9 protein-coding genes are annotated in these 18,039 nt (G+C 74.4%); 3 read left to right on the top strand and 6 right to left on the bottom strand.

What is annotated here, in order from left to right; all coding sequences use genetic code 11:
• Window positions 1–5: 5 nt before the first annotated feature.
• Window positions 6–7,763 (bottom strand): SpvB/TcaC N-terminal domain-containing protein, encoded by a 7,758-nt coding sequence (locus FXF68_RS02465; protein WP_222869775.1) that lies wholly within the window; start codon window positions 7,761–7,763, stop codon window positions 6–8.
• A 519-nt stretch (window positions 7,764–8,282) separates the two neighbouring features.
• Here FXF68_RS02465 and FXF68_RS02460 point away from each other — a divergent pair.
• Window positions 8,283–10,124 (top strand): sensor histidine kinase, encoded by a 1,842-nt coding sequence (locus FXF68_RS02460; protein ID WP_148757253.1) that lies wholly within the window; start codon window positions 8,283–8,285, stop codon window positions 10,122–10,124.
• Here FXF68_RS02460 and FXF68_RS42020 read toward each other — a convergent pair.
• Both FXF68_RS42020 and FXF68_RS02450 read right to left on the bottom strand, forming a co-directional pair.
• Window positions 10,106–11,488, bottom strand: coding sequence for a serine/threonine-protein kinase (locus tag FXF68_RS42020; RefSeq protein ID WP_187437676.1), 1,383 nt, complete (start codon window positions 11,486–11,488; stop codon window positions 10,106–10,108). The genes FXF68_RS02460 and FXF68_RS42020 overlap by 19 nt on opposite strands.
• Window positions 11,489–11,526: 38 nt before the next feature.
• Window positions 11,527–14,127, bottom strand: a complete 2,601-nt coding sequence (locus FXF68_RS02450; RefSeq protein WP_148757252.1) for a protein kinase domain-containing protein — start codon at window positions 14,125–14,127, stop codon at window positions 11,527–11,529.
• A gap of 199 nt (window positions 14,128–14,326) precedes the next feature.
• Between FXF68_RS02450 and FXF68_RS02445 the strand changes: the two genes are divergently transcribed.
• Window positions 14,327–14,971 (top strand): LuxR C-terminal-related transcriptional regulator, encoded by a 645-nt coding sequence (locus tag FXF68_RS02445; RefSeq protein WP_148757251.1) that lies wholly within the window; start codon window positions 14,327–14,329, stop codon window positions 14,969–14,971.
• Here FXF68_RS02445 and FXF68_RS02440 read toward each other — a convergent pair.
• The 3 genes from FXF68_RS02440 to FXF68_RS02430 form a co-directional block, all read right to left on the bottom strand.
• Complete coding sequence (locus FXF68_RS02440) at window positions 14,968–15,399, bottom strand: universal stress protein (RefSeq protein ID WP_187437675.1); 432 nt, start codon at window positions 15,397–15,399, stop codon at window positions 14,968–14,970. The genes FXF68_RS02445 and FXF68_RS02440 overlap by 4 nt on opposite strands.
• Before the next feature lie 119 nt (window positions 15,400–15,518).
• On the bottom strand, window positions 15,519–16,346 hold the full coding sequence (locus FXF68_RS02435) for an SAM-dependent methyltransferase (RefSeq protein ID WP_246178193.1): 828 nt from the start codon (window positions 16,344–16,346) through the stop codon (window positions 15,519–15,521).
• Between the two features lie 202 nt (window positions 16,347–16,548).
• The gene (locus FXF68_RS02430) at window positions 16,549–17,019 is read right to left on the bottom strand and encodes a hypothetical protein (RefSeq protein ID WP_148757248.1); all 471 of its coding nucleotides are present in this window, start codon (window positions 17,017–17,019) and stop codon (window positions 16,549–16,551) included.
• A 32-nt stretch (window positions 17,020–17,051) separates the two neighbouring features.
• Here FXF68_RS02430 and FXF68_RS02425 point away from each other — a divergent pair, with 32 nt between their 5' ends.
• Window positions 17,052–18,029 carry a zinc-binding dehydrogenase gene (locus tag FXF68_RS02425; protein WP_148757247.1) on the top strand — a complete coding sequence of 326 codons (978 nt, stop codon included), beginning with the start codon at window positions 17,052–17,054 and terminating at the stop codon, window positions 18,027–18,029.
• Window positions 18,030–18,039 lie beyond the last annotated feature (10 nt).

Genomic DNA, 18,039 nt, shown 5'->3' with positions numbered 1-18,039 from the left:
TCCCCCTAGTTCCAGTACGACTTGATGAACCCGCCGATGGCGCCGGCGGCCGCTCCGACGACCGCGCCGGTGGCGGTGCCGAGGACCGGCACGACGGAGCCGACGACGGCGCCGATCGCGGCGCCCGTCGCGGCGCCCGCGATGGTGCCCGCGGCGACGCTCCCCTCGCGGCTCCAGCCGGCCTCGGTCGCCGCGGTCGCGGCCTTCCCGCCGACGAAGCCGCCCGCGACGAGGCCCGCCGCCGCGACACCGGTCACCGGGTTGGCGGACAGCCCGAGCACGCCGCTGGACAGGCCCACCGACGCGTCGGCCTTCTCCGCGGTCGTCTTCGCGGTCGCGGCCTGGTGGACGGCGGCCACCACGGCCACCGGCCCGGCGACCTTCCCCACCACCTTGAGCGCGGGCGCCGCGGCGCGCAGCACCCGGCCGCCGGTCTCGGCCGCGGCGGCGAACGCGCCGGCCTCCTCGGCGAGGGGGGCCACCTCCTCCGCGATGGGCGCCGCCGCCTCCGCCGCCTTGACCACCGAGTCCGCGACCCTGACCTTGGCCCCGGCCTGGGCCGCGGCGAGGGCCGACTCGGTCTCCGTCGCGACGCGGACGCCGGTGGACTCCGCCGCCTCGAACGACAGGCTCAGTTGCGCGCTCGACTCGGCCAGCGCCCCGGTCTCGGCCGCCGCCGCGGCGCCGCTCGCCGCGCCGCCCGTCTCGGCGGCGGCGGTCGCCGCCGTCCCGGACGCGCCCCCGCCCGACTTCCACGCCTTGAGGAAGGACCTGAACGAGGGGTCGTCCCGCCAGGCGGCGCGGACGGCCCGGCCGAAGCGCGCCCCGGCGGACACGCCCTCGTCGACGCCCTCGGCGTTGCGGGCGAACCTCCCGAGCAGCCGCGCGGCGCCCGCCCTGGCCTTTTCGACGGCGGCGCCGAGCGACCGGTTCTCCGCGAGCGGCTGCGCGGCGACGGACCCGCGCTCGCCCGCGCGCAGCTCCCACTGCGCCTTGCCGACGTGCCCGGCGTCGACCTTGCCCTGCCCGCCCCACCATTCCCAGACGGCCTGGAGGTCGCGGCGCAGGCTCTGGCTGATGCCGCGTCCGGCGCGGGTGGCGACGACCTCCTGCTTGAGCGTCTCGGCCAGGTTGAGCTGGCGCGGCTCGCCCTCGTGGCCGGACGGGTCCACGAGCCGGACCGGGTTCGCCGCGACGTAGACGTACGGGGACAGCGACTCCTTCGTCCCCGCCGGGTCGGGACTGGTCCAGCGGCCGAGCCAGGGCGCGTAGAAACGGGCGCCGTGGTACTGGAGGCCGCTCTCCCGGTCGCGTTCGCGTCCGGTGAACCGGTACCGCTTCGGCGCGGCCCGCGCGCCGCGCGACACGGACTCGTAGGCCGTGCTCCCGTACGGGTGGAACTCCTCCATCGTGAGTATGCGGCCGCGCTGGTCGAGCTCCAGCGTCGGCGAGCCGAGATGGTCGTCGAACTGGTGCCGGACGAGCAGCTCCGGGCCCTTGTCGTCGCCGCGCGTGCGCCGCTCGACGAGCGCGACGCGGCGGTCCTCGTCCAGGACGTGGAGGGTCGTCCGCTCCACGGTGACCTCGCCGTCCGGCGCGTACTCGCGGAACACCTCGAACGGGCCGAGGTAGACGCGCTCGCGGACGCGGATCCGCTCCCCGTCCGGGCCGGGCCGGTCGGTGACCTTCCGGATCCGGGTGCCGGACGAGTCGTACGACGACCACGTCGCCTCGCCGAGCCCGCCCGCGTCCGTGTCCAGGGTCGCGTCCGGGTTCGGCGGACGGTGCGCGGTGACGTGCAGGCGGTCCTCCGGGTCCCAGCCGAGATGGGCCAGGCCCGGCAGCGCGGTGACGTTGCCCTGCGGATCGTGGTCGAAGCGCTCGCCGCCGACCGTCCCGACCCGGTTCCCGGCGACGCCCGGTTCGAGCAGGCTCTCCTGGTCGTAGTCGTAGGTCCGGGTCCAGCCGGGCGTGGCGGAGTTGGCCACCGCGTGCACGATTTCGAGGAGGTTCCCGACCGGGTCGTACGCGTACCGCTCGGTGTACCGGCTCATCGCGCCGCCGTCGTGCGGGTGGTGCGGCGGCGGCCCGCCCAGGCACGGGCCCGGCGGGCGGACGCCGTCGGCCTGCGCGAGGTGTTCGCGCCCGGACGCCTCGGCCAGCCGGTACAGCGCGTCGTACCGGTACCGCCCGCCCGGACGGACGACCCGGTTGCGGAAGAACAGCGTCTCCTGCGACTCGTCCTGGACGGACGTCACGTTCCCGGACGGGTCGTACACGTGCCGCAGGTCCTGCAACCGCTCGCCGTCCCGGACGGTGACGATGCCGCGCAGCAGGAACGTGAACGGGTCGTAGGCGTAGTCGGTGCGCGCGCCGTTGCCGTGCTCGACCGTGACGCGCTGCCCGCGCGCGTTGTAGTCGATCCCGGTCACGACGGGCACGGGATCCTCGCCGGAGGGCTGCGCGTCCAGCCGTTCGAGCAGGCCCGCCGGATTGTAGGACGCGGTGATCGTCGCGCCGTCCGGCGTGGTGACGCGGACGGGACGCCCCCGCGCGTCGAACACGGACCGTCCCGTGTACCGCTCCGGTTCGAGGTCGACCGGGCCCGCCCAGTCGGGGTGCCCCCGGAAGTCGCGGGCGACCTGCCGCGTCGCCTCCACGAGGTTCCCGTCGGCGTCGTAGCGGTCGTTCGTGACGACGCCCGCGCCGTCGAACGTCCGGTAGGTCCGGGTGTGCAGGTTGCGGGCGGCGGCGTCCGGGACGTCCTCCCCGTACTCGACGCGCTGGTGCGCCCGCTCGCCCTCGATGCCGGGCCCGGCCACGAACGACCGGGTCGGCCGGTGCAGCGGGTCGTACTCGGTGCGGAGCGCGTAGCCGCGCGCCGACCAGGACCCGCACGGCGCGCCGAGCACGTCGTGCAGCACGTGCCCCGGCCCGCTGTCGATCGCGGCGGTCCGGACCAGCGCGCCCGCCAGGTCGTAGCCCATCCGGGCGACGGCCCGGCCGAGCGGGTCGCGGACCTCCCGGGTGCGGCCCTGCACGTCCAGCCGGACGAGCGTCCGGTCGTACCGGTCGCCCGCGGTCCCGTCCGCGCCCCGGTCGTGTCGGACGGTCAGGAACGACCGGCCGAGCGCGTCCGACCAGGCGCGGGACGGGGTGCCCGCGTGCGCGAGGGTCTGCGTCGCGGCGTCCCGCTCCGCCGGGCCGAGTCCGCCTCCGGCGCGCGCCTCGTACCAGGTCCGCCACGGGGTCCCGGCGGCGTCGAGCCCGGCGAGGTAGCGCCCGGCGAGGCCGCGGGCGTCGGGGTCGGCGTCCGGGCGCAGCGCGACCGTGTCGTTGGCGTCCCAGGCGGTGAGCCGCCACGGGTCGAAGACGACCTTGCCGTAGCCGCCGTCCGGGTGCAGCGTGACGACGGCCCGGCCGATCGGGTCGTAGAACACGATGGCGCTGACCCCGGCCACGCGGGCGAACTCGAACGCGGGGGTGGCGCTGAAGAACGGCTCGTACCTGCGGACCGGGAGGCCCTTGTTGTTGTAGATCGTCCAGCCGGTGCCGCTCCAGCGCGGGTCGCCGTCGGCGTCCGGCTCGGCCTGCGCCTTGTGCTGGGCCTCGCGCCCGCTGCCGTCCGAGTAGGTGATCAGCTGCTGCGGGTCGGCGGGACGGCCCGTCGCGACGTGGTCGGTCCGGGTGAGGAGCGCCGTCGCGGGCGGGCGCGGCTCCGCGTCGCCGCGCGTGCGGTGGAACGCGCCCGGGTCGTAGAGGGTGCGGGTGGTCGCCCGGCCGAGCAGCCGCTCCGCGAGGCCGGGCGCGTGCGGGTCGGCGAAGTAGGCGAGGAGGTCGGCGTCGTCCGGGTCGGGGTCGAGGCCGTCGACCGTGTCGCCGAGGTCGTCGCGGGCGTCGCCCGGTTTGCCGCGGACGGCGATCGCGGTGAGCCGTCCGAGCGCGTCGTAGGCCGCCTCGGACAGGTTGCCGTTGGCGTCGCAGGTGACCGCGGGCTGGAGCACCCGGTAGTCGTAGCCGCCCGGCAGGACCCGGTCGCCGACGCGCGCGCCGACGCTGACGACGTTGCCGACCGCGTCCGTGGAGGACAGGACGAGCAGGTCGTACCGGTCGTAGCGGAGCCGGGTCCTCGCGCCGAACGGATCGACGAAGCCGTGCGGGACGTAGAAGTGCGCCGCGGCCGGGCTCCCGTCCTCGGGCGCGAACACGACCCGTCCGGACGGCGACCACCAGGCCCCGTCCTCGCGCACGTACCCGGCGGACGCCAGCCGGGCCGCGTCCACCAGGCCGCCGTACTCGGCGGCGATCAGCTCGTCGGTGAGCGCCTGCCGGACCGTCTCGTACGGCAGGGCGAGCGGTTCCAGCGCGCCGAACGGCAGCGGGCCGCTCAGGTCGTCGCGCAGGAACACCGACCGCTCCAGCTCCAGCAGCCGCCGGGCCGGACCGGACGCGCCCTCGTCGTCCCAGGCCGTGACGGGCAGGTCGGCGGTGACGCGGGCGAGCGCGTCCCGGACCTCGTCCGCGCCGAACCGGAGCCCGGCGGGTCGCAGGCCGACGACCTCTGTGGTGCGCTTCTCGCACTGCATCGGCGTCCGGTACGCGGTGTCGGTGTCGACCGCTTGCGTGTACCGGCTCTCGGTGACCACGACGCGCTCGCGCGCCTGCTCGGCGCGGTCGGCGGCGGTCAGCACCGGATCGGGGTCGGGGAACCGCCGCCCGTACGCGATGTCGACCGTCCGCAGGACGTCGCCGAACTCGTCGACGTCGAGGACGAAGTCGTCCGTGACGCGCGGGTCGGGGACCTCGCGCCCGTCCACGTCGTAGAGGGTCCGCTCGTGGTGCTCCTCGTGCGACCCGGACCGGTAGGACGTGAAGACGGCGGGAAGGAAGCCGTCCTCGCGCGGGGAGCCGTGGCCCGGCTGCCGCAGCTCCACCGTGTACGAGTGCTCGGTGACGGCGTACGGCCGCGCGCTCTCGGGGGTGCCGTCGAGCCCGTAGGTCTCCTGGCGCAGCAGGCTTCCGCGCAGGACGCGGGCGGCCTGCCGCTCCTCGTCGGCGGTGAGCCGCGCCGGGCGCGTGTCGGCGCGCCCGGGGTCGCGCGCCACCAACCGCGCGGCTTCCCCGCCCGGCGCCCCGGTGTGGAACCACGAGCGGCTGAGCACGGGCGCGAGGAACGTCGCCGGGTCGTGGTTCGCGGCGGACGCGGCCAGCGCCCCGATCTCCTGAGTGTCCCACTGCTCGACCACGCCGAACCCGCCGAACTCGCGCTCGACGCCGTCGTAGTGGCCGTCGTGGTAGGCGTACCGGGTGGTGAACACGTTCCGCGAGACGGCGTCGCGGGCCTCCACCTCCTCCACGACGTGGACGGGGAAGGGGATCTTCGTGGGCCACGGCCGCCCGGCCGCCCGGTCGGCCGCGTAGAACTTCGTGGACGTCGTGTAGCGGACCGACGTCTCCGCCCCCAGGTTGTTGCGCATCCGGGTGAGCAGGTACGGCTTGCCCGCGCGCATCAGGTCGACGTACCGCAGCGGGGAGGAGGCGTCGTCCGGGAGGGGCGACGACCAGACGAGGCACAGCGTCCCGGTGCCGAGCAGGTCGATCGCGCTCACCTGGATCGCCGAGTCGACGTGCGGGAACCGGACGGGCAGTTCCCCGGCGGGCGCCCACCCGTTGCCCGACCGGTTCGCGTACACGGTCACGCCGTCCGCGCCGAGGTAGATCAGGTCGCTCGTGCCGGACCCGTCCACGTCGGCGAGGATCACCCGGCGGACGTCGAACTCGTCGGGGCCCGCCGGGAGGGGGCCGCCGTCCATCACGACCCGGCGGCCGAAGCGTCCGTGCCCGAGGCTCGGCCAGTAGCTGACCTCGCCCCGCCTGACGCGGACCAGGTCGGCCAGGCCGTCGCCGGTCATGTCGGCGAACTGGACGCTCTCGGCGGGGTCGCCCGTCCGGATCCACGCGTCCGCGCGGGACGGGCCGAGCGGAGGCGGCGCGGGGCGGGTCGCCTCGTCGAAGCCGTCCTCGCCCAGCGACCGGTACCAGGTGAGGTCGTCGTCGCCGAGGACGAGGACGTCGGCGAGGCCGTCGCCGGAGAGGTCGACCAGCCGGGTGCGCGCGTCCTGCCAGTCGATGACGGGACGGGACCTGAACGTCCGCCATGACGTCCAGGCGCCGTCGGCCCGCTCGCTGAACCCCGGGACCGGGCCGTCGAAGGCGACCAGGTCGAGGTTGCCGTCGCCGTCGAGGTCGAGCAGCTCGCGCCGCCCGCCCTCGCCGCCCAGCCCGGACGGCACCGGCCGCGTCCCGACGAGGCGGGCCGGGCCGAACCGGCCGGAGCCGAGGTTGGGCTTGTAGAACAGCTCCCCGGCCTGCTCGGTGAGGACGCCCGGCAGCCCCTCGCCGTCGAGGTCGGTGAAGCGGTAGGCGGGGGAGGTGAGCCCGGCGGGGAGGTTCTCGACGTCGTCCAGGCGGCGCACCTCGCGGTCGACCAGCGCGGGCGCGTAGCCGAACTCGATCGGGGGCATGGCGCGGGACGTCAGGGCCCCGCCGGGCGCGCGGCGGAACCCGCGCTTCGTCACCGCCGCCAGCGTGGACAGCCCGGACGGCCGCTGCACGTCGTACGCCAGGTCGAGCGACTGGACGAGGCAGTCGGCGCCGGTCCCGGGCTCGTCCGGGAAGTGGTGGAGCAGCATGATGCGGCGGCAGAGCCGGTACGTGCGGACCTCGAACCCGGAGCGGTACGTCGAGAACGGGTCGGAGCGGCACGTCCAGGGGCGCTCCTCCGCGCCTCCGTCGCCGTGCTCCCCGTAGTCGAGGACCAGCTCGAACATCCATCCGGAGGGGGGCGGCGCGTCGTCCGGGCCCTGCGGCGCCAGGTTGCCGTACCGGACGCGCTTGAGGTGGCGCGCCGCCGTCCGGGCGGCGGGGGCGCGGCCGTGCTCGTGCGGCGCGGCCAGGTCGACGCCCGCCGCGTCCTCGGGCTTGTACTCGTAGCGGATCGCGTTGCCGCGCCCGTCGAAGCTCGCGTCCGCCAGCCAGGTGAACACGCGGGACGGGTCGCCGGGGTCGGCGATCCGGTCGGCGGGCGCGCGGCCGAGGACGGTGGTGACGTTCTCGCGGTCGGTGATGCGCCAGTGGGTGTCGCCGTGCGCGCCGGGGGTCTCGTCCGTCCAGCGCTCGATCCGGGAGAAGGCGTGGTCGGTCCGGGGGCGGTAGCGGCGGACGGTGTAGCGGCGGCCCGCGCGCCGCGCCCGCCGCGTCCCGGGGACGGGGACCAGGTCGTCGCCGCCGACCAGGTGGAAGGTGTCCTCGTCGGCGGGCGGGCCGTGGTCGCGGTAGCGGGGGACGCCCCGGTCGGTCCGCCGGGTGACGGCCGGGACGTCGAGGTGCCAGCCGAGCCCGAACACGCCGCCGCCGGCGCCCGAGTCGTAGCCGAGCGCGAGCGACGGACCGAAGCCCTGCCGCCCCGGGCTGGCCGGGACGGGCACCGTCAGCGTCCCGGTCCCGTTGGCGGGGTTGGCGCCGAACATCTCGCCCATGTCGCGGACGGCCCCGCCGCCCTTCGGCACGGAGAGCACCGGCGCCTGCGGCGCGCCGCCCCGCCCGGTCGCCCCCTCCGGCGCGCCGGACGCCGAGGTCGAGGGGGCGGTAGGCGGTGTGGTGGACGGCGCGGCCGCGCCGGCTCCGGACGGGGCCCCGCCGGTGCGGCCCGTGCTGGATTCCCTCGGATCGGCCCCGTTCGGACTGGTCTGCCACGGCATCATCGCCGGCCCCCTGCGCGGACAGGGCGCTGCGCGGCGGCGTGCTAGGCCGACGTGTCAGCGCGCACCAATAACGATCTGCTGGCCGACCGACCCCTTGACCGTCCGTGTAACAGCAAAGCAGAGCGGCTGTAATTTGTGACCGGGATTTTCGGGTCGGCTCGTGTCCGCATATGGCCGTTCCAGGAAAGAATCAGGACGCGGCAAAGTGCAGGTAGATCGGTTAAAGGATGATCGATCAGCTCTGTCGCGCCTTGTTTGGGATGAATAACCGGTTTGTCCGAGCTGGCCGGACCGGTGCGACCGGCGCTGGTCAGTGCACCGAAGATCCAGGACGCGGCCGAACGGCGGACCGGCTCCGACCCTTTGCCGGGTTGCCGAATCCGGCCTCTGAGAACCGGAGGAATCGCATAACGCCGAGTTCTCCGGACTGTTACGCTGGACGCGGCTCCCGTGGCGATATCAATGGATTTCGCCCGGAATTCGGCTGTTCCGACATCGTGCTGTCCAGAATGGTGCGGCGTGGACGAACACGACTCCGTACGCCCCGGCCACCGGGCCCTGTTCGCGGCGGGCGCGGCCCTTTTCGCGTTCGATCTCGGGCTCGCCGTCCGGTGGGGGACGTTCGGCCCGCTCTTCTACACCAAGGAGCTGGCGCAGATCGGGGCGTGGCTGCTGGCCGGATTCCTGGTCGTGCGGGTGCGTCCGGGGCGTCCCATGGGCACCCTGATGCTCTCGCTCGGGCTGCTGCTCGGCTGCACCGCGCCCGCCGCGTTCGCGCTCGTCTCCGGATCCGCGGCGCTGAGGCTGCTCGCGGTGGTGTCGTCCTGGCTGAACGCGTTCCAGCTCCCGCTGGGCGCGCACGTCTTCCTCGCCTACCCGACCGGCCGGGTGCGGGACGCCGCCGGACGGCGCGTCGTCGCCGGGGGCTACGCGTTCGGCGCGGTCAACGCCGTCGTCATCGCCCTGTTCGGCATGCCGCGGCCGGACGGCGCCTGCCGGGACGTGTGCGCGCCCATCACCCCCGTCCACGACCCCGGCCTGGCCGACGTCGCCGGGCTCGCGCTGTCGGCGGGCGGCGGCGTGCTGGCGGTGGTCGGCGGGGCGGTGATCGTCCGGCGGTACCGGCCCGCGGGCTGGCGGGAGCGGCGGGTGCTCGCGTTCCCCACCGTCGCGATGATCGTCACGGCCGGGCTGTGGACGCTGGTGAGCGTCCAGGGCGCGCTGCTGCCGTGGTTCTCCTACCCGGTGTTCGACGGGACGCTCGCGGTGGCGCAGTTCGTCGCGGTCGCGTCCATTCCGGCGGCGTTCTTCCTGGGCCTGCTGCGCGAGCGGCTGGACGAGGCGCGCGTGTCCGACCTCGTCCGGGAGATCGCCGAGCTGCCGCCGGACGGCCTGGAGGCCAAGCTCGCCGCGACGCTGCACGATCCCGGCCTGCGGATCGCGTTCCCGCTGGACGGCGGCTACGTCAGCGCCGACGGCACGCCCGCCGAACCGCCGGCCCCGGGCGCCGGCGCCGCGATCACGGTCATCGGGGACCCGGCCGACCCGGTCGCCGTGCTGAGCCACGACCCGTCGCTGCACGCCGAGCCCCGGCTGCTGGAGGCGGTGACCGAGGCGACCCGGCTCGTCCTGGAGAACACGCGGCTGCAGGTGACCGCGCGGGCGCACCTCGCCCAGGTCCGGGCGCTGCTCGCGCGGATCGTCGCGGCCGAGGACGCCGCCCGCCACCGGCTCCAGCGCGACCTGCACGACGGGGCGCAGCCGCAGCTCGTCTGGGTCGGGCTGGAGCTCGCCCGGGTGCGCGAGGCCGCCGCCCGGACCGTCCCGGCCGGGTGCCGCGCCGACCTCGACAAGGCGATCGACGAGGCGGAGGCGCGGCTGCGCGCCGCGCTCCGCTCGCTGCGCGAGCTGGCCCGGGGCATCCACCCGGCGGTGCTGACCGCCGGCGGCCTGCGGGCCGCGCTGCGCGAGCTGGTCCGGCGCGCGGACGGGCCCGTCCGGCTGCACATGGACCGCGCGCTGCGCGACCTGCCCCAGCCGATCGCGCTGACCGCGTACTTCGTCGTCAGCGAGGCGCTCACCAACGCGCTGCGGCACGCCGGCGCGGAACGGGTGGACGTCACCGCCGACCTCGCGGACGGGCGGGTGACCGTCCGCGTCGCCGACGACGGGACGGGCGGGGCCGCCGCCCGCCCCGGCTCGGGCCTCGCCGGGCTCCGCGATCGGGTGGCCGCCGTCGACGGCGTCCTGGACCTGCGCTCCGAGCCGGGGGAGGGGACCGTCCTGACGGTCGTGATCCCCTGTCCCGGCCGCTTCGCGCGCCGCCCGGACCAGGGCCGTGATCAGCTCGCGCAGGAGTAGGTGAAGGACGCGGTGTCCTGCATCGCGTGGTCGCCGAGGACGGTCAGCGTCGCGGTGAAACGGTGCCGCCCCTTCCCGTGGACCTTCCAGAGGAGGTGGACGGTCGTCCGGGTGCGGCCCTCGTCCACGGACTGGCGGAGGGGCGGCTCGGGGGCGTCCTCGTCGCTGCGCCACCACTGGTAGGGGATCCGGCCCGGCTTGCCGTCGGTGGTGAGCGTGCCGGTGACGTCGACCTCGTCCCCGCAGCCGGGACGAGGATGGTCGACCTTGACGTCCACGGCGGTCACGACCGGGTCCCCGGCGGGCCGGTGGGTCCAGGCGAGCAGGCCGCCCACCAGCACGAGGGGCATTAGCAGCGCCCACAGGAGACGGGCGCTTCCGCGCCGCCTTCGCCGCCGCTCCGGCGGGACGTAGGTCGACGTCCGGTACTCGTCCGGGACTTGCGAGACGGCGGTCGCGTCGGTCGTGGTCTGCTCGGCGGCACGGCCGGCCGGAGCGCGGGCCGGGGGAGGGGCGGGGGCCGTGTCGTCGGCGGCGTCCAGCATCTCCAGGAGGCGCGCGGCGGTCGGACGGGCGCCCGGGTCCTTGCGCATCGCGGCGGACACCGCCGCGCGCAGGTTGCCGGGCAGCCCGCCGAGATCGGGCTCCTCGTTCATGATCTGCGCGACCATGCGCTGCATGGTGCCGCCGTCGAACGGCCGGTGCCCGGTCGCCGCGAACACGATCACGCCGCCCCAGGCGAAGACGTCGGACGCCGGGCGCGGGTCGTTGAGGAGCTGCTCCGGGGCCATGTAGGACGGCGTGCCGACGGCCTGGCCGTCGCCGGTCATGCGGGTGGCGTCCGGCGTCCGCGCGATGCCGAAGTCGATCACCCGCGGCCCGAACCTGGACAGCAGCACGTTGCCGGGCTTGAGGTCGCGGTGCATGATCCCCGCCCCGTGCACGCCCTTCAGCGCCGTCGCCACCGCGACCGCCAGCTGGTGCAGCTCGGCGCCGCGCAGCGGGCCGCCCTCCGCCACGAGCGCGTGCAGGGTGGGGCCGTCGATGTACTCGGTGACCAGGTAGGGGACGGGCGCGTCCGGGTCGGCGGCGAGCACCTCGGCGGTCGCGTACGCGGGGACCCGCAGGGCGCTCTCCGCCTCGCGCCGGAACCGGGTGCGGAAGCCCTCGTCCCGCGCCAGCTCCGCGCGGATCGCCTTGATCGCGACCGGCCGCCCGTCGCGGGCGCGGCCGGAGTAGACCCGTCCCATGCCGCCCTCGCCGAGGACGCCGGTGGTGCGGAACTCGCCGAACCAGCGCGGGTCGCGCGGCGCGAGCGGCGTGGCGCGGCCCGGCGGACCGTCCGTGTTCAGGGGGACCGTCATCGGGGCTCCTCGGTTCGGTCGGGTCGGTCGGTCGGGCGCTAGCGGGCGGGGACGGCGCGGGTCCGCCCCGAGCCGGTCGGTCCGGTGGCGGGCGGCGCGGTGGACGGCTCCGGATGCGGCAGCGCGGGCGTGTCCGGCGTCCCCGGCTTCTTCTCGGGCTCCTTCTTCTCGGGCTGCTTCTTCCTCGGCTGCGCCGATTCCTCCGGCTTCTCGGGGACGTCCGGGCCGGGCTTCGCGGACGGCGTCACGGTCTTCGGACCGCCGGCCGGCTCCCCGGACGTGCTCGGGCTCACCGCGGGCCTCACAAGGCGCGGAACCGCCCTGATACTCGGCGGCGTCGACGACGGCCCGGAGGACCGCCCGGACGGCGTACCGCTCGACGGCTCCGAGGGTGTGGCCCCGAACCCGGAGGGGCAGCCGTCCGGGTCGGGATCGCAGGGCTCCTCGACGGCCGTCGCCGTGACGCGGACGCTGACGCCCGGCCCGCCGTCGCGGTCGCGCACCACCAGGGTCGTGACGTAGGTCCCGGTCTCCCCGGGCTCGAAGATCACCAGTGCGGCGCAGGACGAGCCCTCCGGCGGCGGGCAGGACGTGCGCAGCAGCCGGAACGCGGACGTGTCGGTCAGGCTCATCGTCCCGGCGTCGTAGCACCAGTCCCAGGGGATCGGAACGGGCTCCTTGATCCGTCCATCGCCTTCGAGTTCCTGGCTGAACCGGTAGTCCGGGCCGTTCACGCCCCTCTTGCAGGACGGGACCGTCCGCGTTCCGGCCGCCGTGACCGGGACCGTCACCGCGGCCTCGCCCGTCCGGTCCGGGACGACCAGCGTCGCCGACCTGGCGCCCGCGTCCGTGGGGGAGAAGGCGACCGTGACTTGGCAGGACGTGCCACCGCATCGCGTCCCGGCCAGGGCGAACGACGGATCGCCGTCCAGCCGGACCGCCGAGGTGTCGTAGCAGGCGTTCAGCGGAACGTCGAGCACGCGGCTGACGGTCTGTCCGGCCTCGACCGAGCCCAGGTTCCGCGCGGGCAGGGCCTGCCGCGGGCACGTCTGGACGGGAGTGGCGGCCGTGCCGGACACCCGCAGGGCCACGGCCGTCCCGCCCTCGGTCGAGGGCACCACGACTGACGCGCTGTAGAGCCGCCCGCGCTCGGCCGGACGGAACGTCACCCGGAACCGGCACTGCGTACCCGGCGGCGGGCAGGAGACGAGAGCCCCGAACCCTCCGGCTCCCGGCCCCCGGACGGACATCGCTCCCACGTCGTCGCACGTCCGGTGCGGGAACGCGAAGTCTCGCGTCACCACCTGGCCGACCTGGACGGAGCCGAAGCTGTAGGGCGCGATGGCGTGGGCCGGGCACGGCGTCCCCGCCCGCTCGGAAGGCCGGTCGAACGGCAGGCCGGGATGATCCTCGGTGGCGACCTTCCTGGACCCGCCACCGCCGTCCGACCCTCCGTCCCCGCCCTTCTTGCCGTGGCTCGGAGTCGGGGACGGCCGTACGGGCGCGGACGTCCCCGGCGGCGGCGTGTCGTGTCCCGCCACGTCCCGCGTGGTCGCGTGGTCGCGCAGGATGTAGAGGCTCGTCCCGATCAGGAGCAGCAGGGCGGCGCACAGGACGAGCAGCCCGACCCGCGTCGAACGCCGGGCCTGATCCTTCACGACGTCCTTGGCGGACGCCGCGGCGGCGGACGACGCGGCGGCGGGCACGGCCGCCGCGCCTGCCGCGCCTGCCGCGTGACCGGTGCCGACCGTCGAGTCGGCGGTGCTCGTCCCGGCCTGCGCGGGCCCGCCCCCGCGCGGCATCAGCGCCAGCGCGGCGGCGGCCAGCGCGACCAGCCCGCGGCTCTCCCAGTCCTCGCCGTACTCCTCGGCGGCCACGGCCTCCAGCTCCGCGACGAACTCGGCCGCGCCCGGCGGACGCTCGGCCGCGCTCTTGGCCATCCCGTGCGTGACCAGCCCGCGCAGCGGCGCGGGCACCAGCCCCGCCGGGATCGGCCCGTGCAGGTGCTGGGCCATCAGCACCGCGTCCCGGTCGCCCAGGTAGGGCGGACGTCCGGCCACGCACTCCACGAACACGCAGGTGGCGGCGTAGACGTCGGCGGCGGGCCCGGCGGGGTCGCCGTTGCACTGCTCCGGCGCCATGTACGCGGCGGTGCCCGCGACGGAGCTCTCGCCCGACACCGACGCCACCCCGAAGTCGATGAGCTTGCTGACGCCGTCGTCCCCGACGATGACGTTGTCGGGCTTGTAGTCGCGGTGCACCATCCCGGCGTCGTGCGCGGCGGCCAGCCCGAGCAGCGACCCCTTGAGGACGGTCAGCGCCGCCTCCGGTTCGAGGAGGCCGAGCCCGCGCAGCAGCCGGTTCAGCGGGACGCCCCGGACGGCCTCCATGACCAGCGCGACGCCCGTGTCCCCGCGGACCAGCTCGTGCAGCCGGACGACGTTCGGGTGCCGCACCGACGCCATGATCCGCGCCTCGCGCTCGGACGGCACGCGCGGCGCCGTCCGCTCCCCGGTGCCGACGTACTTGATCGCGACGAGCGCGCCCGCGTCGCCGTGCCGGGCCAGCACGACCCGCCCGTGCGCGCCCGCGCCGAGCTCTCCCAGCTCGGTGTATCCGGGCACCCGCCAACCGCTCATCCTCGGCTCCCCCAGTCGAGCACCGATTCCGCATCGGTGAGGCGGTTCAATCTATGGCGGCCGTTCTTGATCACACATCGTCGATTGTCAGGAACAGTCCCTAGTGAGAAATAATGAAATCGCGAGCGCGGGAAGATCGGCGGCATTCCCCGGCCTAGGATGTCGGTGCGCCAACGCCGGGCGCCGAGGGGGAGGCGTCATGCGCGTGCTCGTGGTCGACGACCAGCTCATCACCCGTGCGGGCCTGCGGCAGCTGCTCACCGAGGAAGGGCACCAGGTGGTCGGCGCGCTGGAGCACCCGGACGAGGTCGCCCCGGCCGTCGCCGCCCTCCGTCCGGACGCGGTGATCCTCGATCTCGTCATGCCCCCGGATTTCAGCGACGAGGGCGTCCAGGTAGCGCTGGCCCTGCGCAGGGACCACGCCGGCCTCGGAATTCTGGTCCTCTCCGAGCACGCCATTCCGGAATGCGCGGAACGGCTCCTCAAGGGCGGCGAAAAGGGCACCGGCTATCTGCTCAAGGAACGCATCATGGTGCCGCTCCAGCTCACCCGCGCGCTCCGGCACCTGGCCGCCGGCGGCACCGTCATGGAGCCGGAGCTGATCGGCGACCTGATGAAGGCCCGCGGCCGCGACGAACGGCTCGCCGCCCTCAGCGCCAGCGAACGCGAGGTGCTCCGCCTCCTCGCCGAGGGCCTGACCGACCGCGGCATAGCCGAGCGCCTCCACGTCTCGAAGAACACCGTGAGCACCCACGTCAGCCACGTCTTCGACAAACTCGACCTACCCCGCAGCTCCCTCGACAACAGGCGAGTGAGAGCGATCCTCACCTACCTCCAGCACTAGGAGGGCGCGTCGGTGGTCTGGTCGGCGCAGATCACCAGGGGGCAGCGGGCGCGTTCGCGGACGGCGGGGACGGTGTCGCCGCCGAGGGGGTTGCCGCGCCCGGAGTGGAACCGGGCGCCGATGACCAGGAGTTCGGCGTGTTCGGCGGCGCGGGGGAGCGCCTCGCTGGGCGTTCCGCGCACGACGCGCAGCCGGGTCGTGAGGTGCTGGACGCGGGGGATCGCGTCCGCCACCAGGCGGCGGAGCCGCAGCCATTCCCGGGCCGTGCCCATCGGCCGGGGCGCGGCGCCCGGCTCCAGGACGCGCACCACGTCCAGCCGGGCGTGGCGCTCGACGGCCTCCCGCGCCGCGCGCCGCAGCGCGGCCATGGAGTTGGGGGAACCGTCCACCCCGACGACGACGGAACGGTGCTCGGGCGTGATCCACATCGGTGGCCTCCTTGCTCCCTTCCACCTTGGCGATCGGAAGGCCCGGCCGGTCAGAGCCGAGCGTCCCGCCATGAGGGGACCTTCGGCCCTTTCTCACGAAAGAGGAGTCGTGGGGCTTGTCAGCCGTTCTTGCGAGCTATTCCGGCCAAGGGCTGGATGCCGGGCGGGGGGCCGACGGGCGTGACCTCGGGACGCCATTCGAGGCAGGGCACCACCCCCGGCTCAAGGAGTTCCAGGCCCGCGAAGAACCGGCGGACCTGGCCCGCCGAGCGGAGCTTGTAGGGCACCGATCCGCCCTCGTCGTAATTGCGCTGCGCTTCGGCGAACTCGTCCGAGATGGTGTTGGCGCCGTCCGCGATGGCGAGGTAGCTGCCCGGGGCGAGGCCGTCCATCAGCCGGGTGACGGTGGAGGCGGCCTCGTCGTCGTCCTGGACGTGGCCGAGCACGCCCATGAAGGTCAGGCCGACCGGCTCGGCGAGGTTCAGGGTGCGCGCGGCGCCTTCGAGGATCGCCGCCGGGTCGTGCATGTCGGCCTCGACGTAGTCGGTCGCGCCCTGCGGCGTGCTGGTGAGCAGGACGTGGGCGTGCAGCAGGACGAGAGGGTCGTTGTCGACGTAGACGACGCGGGCGGCGGGCACGGTTCCCTGCGCGACCTCGTGGGTGTTGTCGACGGTGGGGAGGCCGGTCCCGACATCGAGGAACTGGCGTATCCCGGCGTCGGCGAGGAACCGGATGGAGCGCTTGAGGAAGTGCCGGGTGAGGCGCGCGACGTCGACGATGCCGGGGAACGTCTGCACGTATTGATCGCCCGCCGCCCGGTCGACCGGGAAATTGTCCTTGCCGCCGAGCCAGTAGTTCCAAATGCGCGCCGAATGCGGGACGGACGTGTCGATACCGGCGGCGTGCTCCCGCTCGGCGATGTCGAAGAACTCTTCGTCGCTGCTCACGTGGACTCCCCCGGTTCGGCACGGACGCGGTCTGCCCCCATACTGTGTTTTCCCGAAGGGCCGGGCAACCCCGTTCGAACGGTGCATGCGGAATTTTCAGATTTCGGCTTCGAGGCGACGCAGGAGCGCCCTGGAAGGCCCCGGCATCAGCGCGGCGAGCCCGAGCTTCTGGACCGCGTGCAGATAATGCGCCAGATCTTCTTCACTGGACGGATACAGAGCGCTGTCCGCATGTTCGAGGAACACGAGATCCCGGAACTGGCTTCGCGGCCCAGAATGCCGCCGACGCGGCCTCGTACTTCTCTTTCCACTCCGCCATGGTGTCGACCGAGTCGGGGGCGATTCCCCGGTCCGCCGCCTCCGCCCGGAAAACTCGGACGAACTGGGCGACCTGATCCCAGGACGGCAGCCGCTCGCGCTTGCCGGTGAGAGGCTCATAGGCCGCCGACCGGCTCACATAAGTATGCTTCCCGGTGTCCGAGTGCATCGCTCGGTTGATTTTTTCCGACCGGGCAGCAAAAGCTTTGTAACCGCGGATTCCGGCCTTGTGGTAAGCGGCGTGCAGTTCCTGCGAAAACGCTTCGACGATGCGTTTGCACGAACCGGAGCGGCTCGAGGATCCCTCCACTGCCTTGTCCGCGGCGGCGAGGTCGTGGGGCTCCGTTAGCGTCATCGGGGGAATTCGCGATGCTGAGGAGAGCTGAGATGGGCAGGACGATGCGCGCGGCGGTCTGCGTCAAGGCGGGCGGCCCGGACGTGCTGGAGGTCCGTGACGTCCCTGTCCCGGAAGTCCGGGACGGCTGGAGCCTGGTGCAAGTGAAGGGCACCGGTCTGAACCGGTCGGAACTCAGGACGCGCCAAGGGCATTCCCCGAGCGTGAAGTTCCCCCGCGTGCTCGGGATCGAATGCGTCGGAGTCGTCGCCGCCTCGACCGATCCCGCCTTGCCGGAGGGGACGACCGTCGCCGCCGTGATGGGCGAGATGGGACGGGAGTTCGATGGCGGATACGCGGAATTCGCCCTGCTGCCGAACCCGCTGCTCATGCCGGTCACCACGACGCTCCCCTGGGACGTCCTGGCCGCGCTGCCCGAGACCTACCTGACCGCGCAAGGCTCGCTCGACACGCTGGGCCTCGCGCCGGGCGGGCGGCTCCTGATCCGGGGCGGGACATCGTCAGTCGGGATGGCGGCCGCGTCGATCGCGTCCGGCCACGGCGTGCAGACCGCCGCGACGACCCGCAGCCCGGACAAGGCCGCCGCCCTGTCCGCCGCGGGCGTCGACCACGTGCTCATCGACGACGGCTCGCCGCTGGCGGAGAGCGTCCACGCGATCTGGCCGGACGGCCCGGACCACGTCCTGGACCTCGTCGGCGCGAGCACGGTGCCGGAGTCGCTCCGCCTCGTCCGCCGCGGCGGGACGGTCTGCATGGCGGGCTCGCTCAGCGGCTGGATTCTCCAGGACTTCCAGCCGATCGCGATGATCCCGTCCGGAACCAGGCTCACCGCCTTCCACAGCGACGACGCCAAGGGCGGCGCGGACGTGTTGCAGCGGGTCGTCCAGGAGGTCGAGGCCGGTGTCTACCGGCCCAACGTCGACCGCGTCTTCGCCCTCGCCGACGTCGTCGCCGCGCACCGGTACATGGAGAACGACCAGGCCACCGGGAAACTCGTCATGATCCCCTGACCGGCGGCAC

The sequence above is a fragment of the Actinomadura decatromicini genome (assembly GCF_008121305.1).
Classification (GTDB): domain Bacteria; phylum Actinomycetota; class Actinomycetes; order Streptosporangiales; family Streptosporangiaceae; genus Spirillospora; species Spirillospora syzygii.
Note: the sequence above shows the minus strand (reverse complement) of the source record. Positions and strands in the feature narration are given on the sequence as shown.